The sequence below is a fragment of the Bacillus sp. FSL M8-0256 genome (assembly GCF_038005765.1).
Taxonomy (GTDB): domain Bacteria; phylum Bacillota; class Bacilli; order Bacillales; family Bacillaceae; genus Bacillus; species Bacillus safensis.
Genome location: NZ_JBBOTU010000003.1, coordinates 22,231 through 32,921 on the forward strand (window position 1 = coordinate 22,231; position 10,691 = coordinate 32,921).

Consider the following 10,691-nt stretch of genomic DNA (forward strand, 5'->3'; position numbering starts at 1 on the left):
AAATATTAGGTTTATTACTAAACTTGATATTTCCACACTAAATAGGGCTTTTTTCCCTTGTTTTATAAGGGTTTTCCATGGGATAATATTCATGTAACTTGTTCTATGCTCTTCCGTCTGATTAACATTTACATAATGTTAATTCAAGACGCGAAGATTCTTAGAACTACAACCCCATTTGAGGGCGGCATGTCGGATCGGTTTTCTGGACTCTGAATTCTGCTCTTTGACAACAAAAAAACAGCCATGCAAAGTCGCTAAAGCTCCTAAGCATGGCTATAGAAACTCACCTGCCAAAGTACGGTCTCACCTTAGATTTATCTTGTCTGTATTTCTGTCAAAAAAGTGTCTCAGTTATCTTGGATTTTCATCAAGATAACGAGGTGATATTTTGTGAGAAATGAGCGAACAAAAGCTGATGAAAAATTAGAAGAAGCAGTCGGTAAAGCTCTGGAAAATTGGAAATTGACTGTACCTATTTTTCTGGTCGTTCTTCTAGTTATTGGATATTGGCAAAAGGATTTATGGTTGACTGCGAAACGTGAAAAAATGATTTTAGATACCATTTCTGAGGTGGGAGGTTTCCTGTTTTGGATTGGTTTTATTTTCGTTTTATTGATTGTTTCAAGAGCGCTCTTTGTTCACTTTTGGAACAAGAGAAGATTCACGTATTTGCAAATTATTCCTCACGCTGATGATGGGGTAAAGCCTGATTCTTTAGGGGAAATGATTAGAAGGTTTCATGGATCGAAAAGAAAACCTTTGGAAAGATTGGTTTTCGGCAAAGAATGGTTTAGCTTTGTTGTTCATATGAGAAGGCATTCAAGTAAAGGGAATCAATATGTTTTTTATTTAGGTGCTGATCAAGGAAAAATTGATGCTCTAAAGACGCATTTATCTTCCCTGTATTCTCGATCCGAGTTTTATCCGGCAGAGGATATAGCTTTCCCCTCTGAGAAAGCTGTTGGGGGAAGAATGAAGATTAAACGCAAAAAATTAGAAGCTAACTTGTCTTTAGCGTCTTATAAGTATGATCAGTTACCAGGAGTTTTTAATTCCATGAAGCCGGATACTTGGATGCAAATAACATTTTCACCTAACGATGGCTGGAAGCTGCGTAGAAGCATTTTGAAAGCAGAAGAAGAAATTCGTCAGAAGAAGGCGAAGGACCGAAACGCATTTGAAAGTGAAGAAATCAGATCCTATTTTTCGCGTTTTTCAGGTAATGAAGTGGCTTTTGATGTTCTTGTCTCTATTGCAGCAGATCACCAAAATGGTGTCTCTACCTTGAAAAATGTTGGTAACGCTTTGGCTGCGGTCATGGCTGATGTAAATGAAATTAGGTATAGACGGTGGCGTAGATCAGTCACGTACTTTCCGCAAAAGATGCCGTATCAGATGGTATGGACTGGTTCAGAGCTTGCTAATTTATTTCATTTGCCGCATTTCAATGGAAGTGGACTTATCGAGAAACTGAGCAAGGATATCCCTCACTTATCAAGAGGTCTACAGTCGCTGCCTGATAATGTGTTATCAAATCCATTAGGTATTTCATTTGGTACGATGGTTCATCCGATTATTGATGATCGGGAAGTAAAAATTATGCCGGATGTTCTTACAAAACATTGGGGGCTGACTGGTAGAACAGGTTCAGGTAAGTCAACACTGTTGAATCACATTTTCAAGTCTTTTGCAGACAATTTTATGAATGAGAAAGAAGCGTCTGGCTTCAGCTTTATTGATCCTGCCCTTGAAACTGCTGAGATAATCCTAAACTATTTACTGAAGGCTGAAAAAGAAGGTAAAGAGATCAATTGGGATAAGGTTCACTGGATTAACTTCAAAAATTCAAATAACCCTTTAGGGATGAATTTGCTTTATCAGATGGAAGGGGAATCGGATGCTTTCGTGGTCGATCAGATTATGCGAGTGATTCGAGAAAGTGAATTTGCCGTTGCTCCGCAGGCTGAACGTATGTTGAAACGCTGTATTGCCACGTTAGTGGCTGATAAGGGGCAGAATCACACGATTCTAGGTATACGGCCTTTATTGCTCGATACGAAGTTTAGAAGGGCTGTTTTGGCTAGATTAGAACGTGACCCTAAAAACCAAGATATTATTTCATTTTGGGAAGACGAAGCCCCGGACATGATAGATACATCAAAACATGCGATTTTAAATCGTCTTGATATATTCTACTCTAACGATTTTTTGCGAAGATTGTTCGGGCAAAGTTCTTTCGGGTTACCGATCCGAAAGTGGATGGATGAAGGTCATATCATATTTTACAATTTCTCTGGTATGAGCGAAGAGGAAACGGGATTGATTGGCAGCTATTTAACGTATTTGTATTACCGTATAGCAGATACGCGTCCGCCTAAGCCTTTAATGCATCAATTTTGTATAGATGAGGCGCAGCGTGTGCCGGCCACCATCTTACCTGAGATTATCAAAGAAATGCGTAAAAAAGGTTTGATCTTAGGTATCAGTACACAAGAGCTTGATAGCTTGCCAGTTCCTCTTCAAAAAGCATTAGTAAATATTGCGGGGAACATGTTTGTGTGTGAACAAGGCCCGCCAGGGGCGAAAGTGGCAGCTGAAGCATTTAAGGTCACGATTAACGATAAAGACGTTTATACGCTGTCTGAGGCGTTTTTTGGGAACTTACCTACTCTAAGATGCGCTATTAAAACCAGAGATTACTTCAACGGTATTGAACAATCTGTAAATGCTGTTGTAGATGTGCCGCCACTAGATAGATATAAACCTGATGGAACTGTAGCCCCATTTGATGATTCTGAACAATTGCGCGAATCAACTGCATGGACGTTATCTAAAGCAGCTGAATTAGAAAGCAAAAACGGGCTGACTACAAAAGAAATAGATCAAGCAATATCTAATTATCTAAACGGCACCCCTATTGAAGAGGAAATTGTTAGCGACCTTGACCTTGACACTGAAGAAGTTCAAAGTGATGCCTCTCAATCTATCAGTTCGACAAATGATTTTCAGTTTGTTGAAGCAGATGAACCTTCACTTGATGAATCAAAAAATAAAAAAGAGGGTTCTGATCAAAAAGAAGCTGAATGGAGTTTTATGGAATGATCAAAAGGAATGTTGCTCCTACACCACCACAAGTAAGAGATAAGGGGCAAAACATGAATTATGTTCATTTGACAGAAGAAGATAGAGAACTTTTGATAAATCTTCACTCATTTATATATTTGCATAGGGATTTTATTAGAGAACACATATACAGCCATCTAGGGAGTATGAATACTTTCTACAGACGTTTGAGGCAGATGGAAGACGCTGGTTACATCAAGGCTTTTAATGCACCTGCTAGTAGTTCTGACAGAAAGCCAAGTAAGATTTTCACTCTAACTAAATTCGGGGTTGATATGGTTTATGAACTGAAGGGCATTACACATTGGAATAATAGATGGACTAGACAACTGGCTCCCTTTTATCAACACCAGCTGCTTATTGCGGAGGTTGTAAAAGCTTTTGAGAATAAAGCTGAAGAAGCAGGACTCGAGTTTAAAGAATGGGTAACTGAGGCAAGAGCTTTCTATGAATACACAGACAAAGGTGAGAAAAAGGTAAGAAAGCTTAGACCGGATGGAATTATTGTTATAGGTAAGAAAGGTTCTGAGCAGTGTTTGGGTTTGATGATCGAGATGGAAAGAAGTTATTCCACTCGTGAAAAAAACCTTAGAAAAATGGAACAGTATAATGAGTTTTTCGTAAGGAAAAATGAACTGTTAACAAAATATGATCGAAAAGTGGGTTTTGAATATCCGGTGCAGCATTTTAAAGTTCTGTTCATCGGTGCTAATGAATCTAAGACTAAAAAAACGCTGCGGGATCTTAGGGGAGAAGAAAAAGGTGCTGAAGTATCCGTAATGGTTACTAGCTTTGATGAAGTGCTAGAAGCGCCATACGGATCAATCTACCGTTATCTAAGTGATCCTGAGAATAAAAAGAAGATGTAAAAAGGGGCGATCCCATGTTTTTTATATTAAGGAAATTATTCTCCCTAGTCATTGGTATCTTGCTGCTGCTTGTGATCGGGAAATTAGTATTCGCATTTTTTCCTGAGACTGTTCCTATATGGGAAGAAGCAAAGCGTGCTGTGATTGGCTTATATCACACGTCCGTTGCCAAGATAGGTCTTGCTCCTACACTATTTTTAATAGTGGTGTTGATTGGCGCGACTACGGTAGGAATGCCAGCTAGACGATAAAGGAGGGTTAAAGTGAAACCGAAAATCTCGAAAGAAGAGAGGAAGGAACAACGAAAGAAAAAGATCGCAGCTTTAAAACATTGGTTTAATAGCTTGCGTTCTTCAGAAGGAAAAGTAAAGGCGGAAAAGGCTCATAGACCGCCGGGAATACTTGCAAGGAAATTTGGAGTTATAGCTTTTTGGTTTGTTTTTGTAAGCATGATTGTTATGTTCATGATGATTTTAGCTGTCAATGGTTCTTCTAAGAAAAGTAGTGCCAGTATTGCAGCAGTTGAACAAAACCAAGCGACGAAACCTGAAGCAGTGCAATTTGCTGAAAATTTTTCTAAACAATACTTCACATGGTCTAAAGAAGAGGAAGATGCAGGGAAACGAGCAGAACGGTTAAAGCCTTATTTAGTTAAAGGATTAGACCAGCAGGCTGGTCTGGACTTAGACTCTGCTAGTTATAGTTCGCGTTTTAATAGTGCAGAGGTTTATAGAGTAGAAGAAGTATCTAAGGATAAGGCTGCTATCACTTTAAAAGTGAATAGCACTGTAACGAAAAAGTGGGAAGAAGAAGTAATTAAAAAGGTCGGAAAAAAGAAAAAGAAAGTGAAGGAAAAGCAGACAAAAACAGATGAAAAAGGTTTGTCGAAATATTTCGTTGTTCCTGTTTATTATAAGAATCACCAATATGCTGTATATGAATTGCCGCGTTATGAGCAAATTGATCAGACAAATCAAATTCAGGATACAAACAAAGAAAAATTGCAGTCTGTTGGAGATAGTAAAACGCAAAAGGAAATTAACGCTTTTCTAGCCACATTCTTCAGCAGTTACGCTACTGATCCGATGAACAAACTTTCATATGTTTTAGAAGATAAAGATGTGAAAAATGGATTGAATGGTTCAATGAATTTTGTCAAAGTCGCATCGGCAGATGTTTTCTCGAACAAGGGAAATGGTTTTCGTGTAAAGGCTAAGGCGATATTTGAAGAGCCTGCAACAAAAACTCAATTTACCAATGATTATGATCTGGTTTTAGAAAAGCGAGGAAGTCGTTACGTTGTAACAAAGATTAATTAACGGGGGTTTTTAGAATGAATGATTTAATATCTCTGGTGGTTTTAAATGCAGGGCCTTTTGATATCTCTAGTGGTTTTGAGTGGTTTCAAGGTCAAATAAAGATATTGATCTATGTAGTCTTAACCATTGTTCTTTTAGGATTTATTTGGAAAAGAGCTTGGATTATGATGGTTTTGTATTTATTAGGTGTCTCTGTGGCAATGATTTTTGTAGAACGCCCAGAAATTATGGAATCACTGGCAAAGAGTGTGCAAAATTTAATTGATATTGGGAGCTGATGATATTCAGCTCCTTTTTTTTGAAAGGTGTGATTTGTTTGGAACGGATAAGATCATATGTTTTGAATGATTTTTTAAAGTTTGACCGAAAAGTATACGGTTTGGCTAAAAAAAACTGGGGGCGGCCAATAAAGTTCAAGTCAATATTATACTGGTTGTTTTTCAATGTGGTTTTTATTATTTGGTACTTCATCCCTGTTCTTAATTTAGTCCTTAGATGGCTGCCACCAATTATTGTTTTTATGATTCCTGCTCTCATTTCTTATTTGTTGACAGCTGTTGGAACGGAAGGGAGAGCGCCAGTTTCTTATTTTCGATCATATGTCTCTTATCAAATAAGAAAGGCTAAAGCAGTGACCTATTATCGAGGAAAAGAATTAGAAAAGGCAAAAACATATCGCTTTAATCCGTTGCTTTCGATTGGATCGGAAAAGAAAGAGAAAGAGAAACAAAAAATTATCAGTATGAGAGGTTATGTCTCTTATTCAAGTAAGGAGGAAACCAAATGAAGCAATTCGCTGATTTTCCTGTAAAACATATAGAGCAAAATTTGGTTTTTGGCACTGATGGTACTGTATGGGCGTACTTCCATATAGAAGGATATGGTTATGATTTCAGAGATAATGAACAAAAGAAAAAGCCATTTAAGAATCAAATGGCTCTTCTTACAAAAAATCAATACGACCTTCATTTGCTGTCAATACCATTCAAAATGGATGTAACTAAAATCATTGATCAGACAATTGAAGAAGTGAAAAGAAAAGAATATGAATTAAAAGAGCATGGCTTACGGTATCTGAATGCCCTTAAAGCAACTATAAAAGAAAGTGTCTATCAAAGTGATACGAACCAATATGTAAGTTATTTTGGTATACAGCTTGATCCTAAGAAAAATGTGTATATTGATGGGAACCAAGGAACGAAACTTCTTGCATCCTTCAAACAATTTTTAAAGGGGATCAATTCACCAGTGTATAAAGCAGTTGGCTTAGAAAGGTTTGATATATTGCAGTCTGAAATTCAGGCATTTAAGGATCAAGCTGCTACTATAGCTTCTGATCTATCAGATGCTTTTTCTTCTCCTGTACGACCAATTAGCACTGCTGAAGCGCTCTTTTTAACTGAATATAGCTTTTCGGTTCCTGGGGGCGAATACAGTTCATCTATTAGCAAAATAGGTGTTGATGTAGAAGGAACTGATTATACCGGCAGGACTTATCAAGCCGTTAGACCCGATAAAAAGCTGTTTCTCGATCTGCAATCGGCAGAGGTGGAAGAGTATGATCCGAAAACATTAAGGTTGAGGAAACTTGTAGATAACGAGATCAAAGAACAATATGTGCAATATCTCGTTGTCAGCCGCATGAATACAGTCGTGTCGCATCCAGGAACCGAATGGCTTTACAGAATTCAAACAGACTTGCCGTTTCCAGTAGGAACATCTATCAGAGCGTTTTATAAATCAAATGAGGAAATTCAAAAGAATTTATCAAATGCACTTTTAGAGTTTGAAGATCAACGGAAAACGGCGAGAGATGTTGGGGCAAACATTGATGAAAAAACAGCATCTTCAGAACAAGGGGCTATTAAGATGCAAGCTATGTTTGCACAAAGTGGTGAGCCAGCTTACGATATCTCAATTGTGTTAAGAGTAACAGCAGGGGATAAGATCGAGCTAAAACAAAGAGTAGAAAAGGTTCGGACTGAACTTGGTAAAAAGGGAATAACATTGCAGATTCCTTACGGTGAAGCTATTTCTTATTTTATGGAATTTATACCTGGATCAAAAAGATATACAACCGATTACCTTCAAACGGTGTCAGCTGGTGTTATTGCTTCTGCTATGTTTGGCGCAACAACAAATATTGGAGACAGCAGGGGGTTCCCAATAGGTTTTACCAAAAAACTTAAAAAGCCGGTCTTCATTCAGCCAGATTTGGCTGCAAAAGCCTATGACAATATTCAAAACGTCTTTGACTCATTGTCAATGATGATCGCAGGTGAAACAGGTAAAGGTAAATCTGTTTTGATGAATTTACTGGCTACCCTTGGGGCTTTGACTGGATCACATGTTATGATCACAGACCCCAAGGGAGATAGGGCTGGATGGGCTGAAGGGCTGCCCTTCATCCCTAAAGAATATATCTCGGTTTGGACTCTTGGAGAGTCAGAAGAAGATGCTGGCTGTCTTGATCCATTTAGAACCAGTGAAAACATTAGTGACGCCAAAGATATAGCACTCGATATTTTAACGTATTTAACCAATGTGCAGCTTGATGATGATAGATATTCATTGTTGAGTGACGCGATTGAAGTTGCAGGGGATTTTCATGATCCATGTATTGAGGTTGTCATAAATCACTTGAAGGATCAATATGAGAATCGTCCAGAATATATGAGTGATGAGAGACACAGGGCATTAGAAACGTTATTAACATCGTTACAGTCTCTACAGAAAAATAAGCTGGCTACGCTGCTTTTCGGAAAGATCAACCAGGACTATAAAACCCTAGATGTTGGAAAGCCTATTCAAGTTTTAATGGTTCAAAATTTGCAGCTGCCAGACATTAAAAAAGGGCAGACAGGAAAAATACGCGCGCCTCAAAAAATATCTGAGGCAATCCTTATTTCGATTACAGCGTTCACTAAACAATTCATGTTTAAGCTAGATCGAAAAGGTACCCATAAGATAGTGGTTCAGGATGAAGCTAAAACGATTGAACGTAGTGTTACAGGTGCGGAACAATTAGACTTTATCGAACGTAAAGGGCGTTACTATAACACGACTCTAATCAAAGGAACGCAGAATGCTAGTGACTATGATAATGCAGCCAACATCGGTATGAAATTCTGCTTCCAGCTGTATCAGTCTGAAGAGGCCGAAAAAATGCTTCAGTTTTTGAATTTACCAGTTACGGCAAGCAATGTATCGACATTAAAAAATTTAAAACGTGGTCAAGCGTTATTTCAGGACATTTATGGCCGTTGTGCAGTGATTGAAGTGAATACAGTCTTTCAGGACTTCATTAAAGCGTTTGATAGTTCTACCGCTGATGAAGCTGATAGAGAACGCGAAAGAACAAGGTCATTAGAAAAACAAAGTAGTGGGGTGGGGGTTTGATGATGAAGAAGATTGCTATATTCTTGCTATTTGCGATTAGTATTTTTTCTCTTGCTGCCTGCGGATCAGCCGCAGGTGGTAAGAATCAAAAGGACATTGAAGCAGCAGATGAAGTAGCCTACAAATTTATAGTTGCACAAGTCGAAGGTGATCATGATTTGTTTAGTAAAATCTTGATCAAAGAAGCCCAAAGTATTGTAGAAAAAGGTAGACATGTTCATCCAGGAGCAAAAAATGAAATGGGTGAACGTTATCAGATCAAACGATATTCAAACAAATATGAAGATGGAAAGCTGTACTATTATTTGAAGTTTTATCAACCCAATTTATCTGAAATTCAATACATGAATGTCCTTCTGGTAAAAGAAGATGGAAAGTGGAAGAGTACAAAAATAAGAGGCATAGAGGCCGATGAAATGAAGGCTGGAATGGGTGATGAAGAACCAGTAACAGTCCACGAATTTAAGGATGATAGCAAATGAAAATAAAAAAACTCTTGTTGCTTCTTGCTGTGCTTATGCTTATATTACCGACATCTATTTCCGCAGCTGAAAACAGTAGCAGTAAGAAGGAAGAAGACAAAAATATCTCTGAAACGTTGGTGCCTAAAGATTATTCAAAGCTGGAAGATGGAAAAAAAGCTGTATATTACTTAGATGTATCAGCAAAAACAGGCGATGAAGAGGATAAAAATGCAATTCAACAATTTGTGGATTCTGCAAAGAGCTGGGCGACAGGGGATGCTATAAAAGACGGTATAAGTTCACAGTTTTTTGAGTTCATTAATTTGATGGTGAACCTGATTTTTGAATGGAACAAAATGTTTACTAATATCATGCTTGCTTTTTTAAACTTTGCATTTGAAACGGATGTTGTCAACGCGTGGATTGACTTAGTTGAAAGGCTGGTTCAGGGAATCAGTGGTGTAGAGGGATCATCATTTTCCTCTAATGGGTTATTCGGTAGTTTTTTAGGCTTTGTTGTTGTGATTACTGGACTGGTAGCAGTTTTTCAAATGACATTTAGACGGGCAATAATTAGTGGCATATCAACGATTGTACAGACAGTTTTTGTGTTGAGCTTGGCGCTAATGATCCTTACAAATTATGGCTCTTTCATGAAAGGGATTAACAATATTTCCACTACGGCTAGTCAGCTTATTTTGACAGGAGCTTCAAATAGCTTAACAGGAGATCATAGAACACCTGAAGCTGTGAGAGAAGATATGTCTAAGAACATTTGGGATTTGTTTATCGTTAAGCCATATCTGATTATGCAATATGCAGAAGAAGATATTGATAAAATCGGTGTGGATCGCGTTAATAAACTGTTAACGATGAAAAAAGGTCAAAAGAGACAAGAATTCGTTGAACAAACAGAGATAAGTGAAAGTGGAAACAAGATGATGACCTATGAACGTGTTCCAGAAAGAGCCGTCTTTACTTTCGTTTATTCTCCTATTAATGCAATAGTAAGCATTCCGATTTATTTATTGTCGCTTGCGGTGATTGTTTTTCAAATTTGGTTTTTATTAATCGGCTTTGTGTCACCGTTTGTTTTGTTATGGGCAGCATGGCCGAAGAATATTGGAGTTTTAAAACGCTATTCCATTGAGCTTATATATCCACTAGCTTTAAAAATATTGGCTACGGTTGCAGTGCTGGTTGTATTCTCCCTAGGGTTCCTTGTGTACTCTATTGGAACAGCAGGGAATATCAGTGTGTACTTAATTTTGGCGTTCATGCAATTCATTCTGTTTGTTTTGATGATATTTCTCAGAAAGAGAATTACGAGTATTTTTAAAGCCGGAAACGGCTGGATGTTCGATTTGATCCGCGGCGATCTGAAAGATTTGCAAAACAGCATTAACGGATTGAACAGTGCATTAGTGAAAACAGGTCTTGCCGCTGCTACTGGTGGAACGTCCGCTGCCGCAACAGCTGCGGCAACAGAAGTTATCAATCAAACAGGAACCGGA

Annotated in this window: 9 protein-coding genes; all 9 read left to right on the plus strand. The window is 38.0% G+C overall.

Annotated features, from left to right (window positions below; genetic code table 11):
- The first annotated feature begins 393 nt into the window (after nucleotides 1-393).
- Complete coding sequence (locus NSQ76_RS20815; RefSeq protein WP_341055894.1) at nucleotides 394-3,105, plus strand: ABC transporter ATP-binding protein; 2,712 nt, start codon at nucleotides 394-396, stop codon at nucleotides 3,103-3,105.
- Entirely contained in the window at nucleotides 3,102-3,995 is an 894-nt protein-coding gene (locus tag NSQ76_RS20820) for a replication-relaxation family protein (protein ID WP_341055895.1), read from the plus strand. The genes NSQ76_RS20815 and NSQ76_RS20820 overlap by 4 nt, the downstream gene beginning before the upstream one ends.
- Nucleotides 3,996-4,009: 14 nt before the next feature.
- Nucleotides 4,010-4,246 carry a hypothetical protein gene (locus NSQ76_RS20825; RefSeq protein ID WP_341055896.1) on the plus strand — a complete coding sequence of 79 codons (237 nt, stop codon included), beginning with the start codon at nucleotides 4,010-4,012 and terminating at the stop codon, nucleotides 4,244-4,246.
- Nucleotides 4,247-4,258: 12 nt separating this feature from the next.
- Nucleotides 4,259-5,314 carry a conjugal transfer protein gene (locus NSQ76_RS20830; protein WP_341055898.1) on the plus strand — a complete coding sequence of 352 codons (1,056 nt, stop codon included), beginning with the start codon at nucleotides 4,259-4,261 and terminating at the stop codon, nucleotides 5,312-5,314.
- Between the two features lie 14 nt (nucleotides 5,315-5,328).
- Nucleotides 5,329-5,592, plus strand: a complete 264-nt coding sequence (locus NSQ76_RS20835) for a hypothetical protein (protein WP_048003466.1) — start codon at nucleotides 5,329-5,331, stop codon at nucleotides 5,590-5,592.
- 38 nt (nucleotides 5,593-5,630) lie between these two features.
- The gene (locus NSQ76_RS20840) at nucleotides 5,631-6,101 is read left to right on the plus strand and encodes a TcpE family conjugal transfer membrane protein (protein ID WP_341055899.1); all 471 of its coding nucleotides are present in this window, start codon (nucleotides 5,631-5,633) and stop codon (nucleotides 6,099-6,101) included.
- A complete protein-coding gene (locus NSQ76_RS20845) occupies nucleotides 6,098-8,713 on the plus strand; it encodes an ATP-binding protein (protein ID WP_341055901.1) in 2,616 nt (871 codons plus the stop codon). Before NSQ76_RS20840 ends, NSQ76_RS20845 begins: the two co-directional genes overlap by 4 nt.
- The gene (locus tag NSQ76_RS20850) at nucleotides 8,713-9,195 is read left to right on the plus strand and encodes an LptM family lipoprotein (RefSeq protein WP_341055902.1); all 483 of its coding nucleotides are present in this window, start codon (nucleotides 8,713-8,715) and stop codon (nucleotides 9,193-9,195) included. Before NSQ76_RS20845 ends, NSQ76_RS20850 begins: the two co-directional genes overlap by 1 nt.
- Nucleotides 9,192-10,691: CD3337/EF1877 family mobilome membrane protein (locus NSQ76_RS20855; RefSeq protein ID WP_341055903.1), on the plus strand; the 1,500-nt coding region annotated here is incomplete at its 3' end. The genes NSQ76_RS20850 and NSQ76_RS20855, both read left to right, overlap by 4 nt.

Bases quoted from the DNA above. Each gene is read 5' to 3' on its own strand.
- NSQ76_RS20825 (WP_341055896.1), top strand. From the start codon at position 4,010: ATGTTTTTTATATTAAGGAAATTATTCTCCCTAGTCATTGGTATCTTG.
- NSQ76_RS20845 (WP_341055901.1), top strand. From the start codon at position 6,098: ATGAAGCAATTCGCTGATTTTCCTGTAAAACATATAGAGCAAAATTTG.
- NSQ76_RS20850 (WP_341055902.1), top strand. From the start codon at position 8,713: ATGATGAAGAAGATTGCTATATTCTTGCTATTTGCGATTAGTATTTTT.
- NSQ76_RS20820 (WP_341055895.1), top strand. From the start codon at position 3,102: ATGATCAAAAGGAATGTTGCTCCTACACCACCACAAGTAAGAGATAAG.
- NSQ76_RS20835 (WP_048003466.1), top strand. From the start codon at position 5,329: ATGAATGATTTAATATCTCTGGTGGTTTTAAATGCAGGGCCTTTTGAT.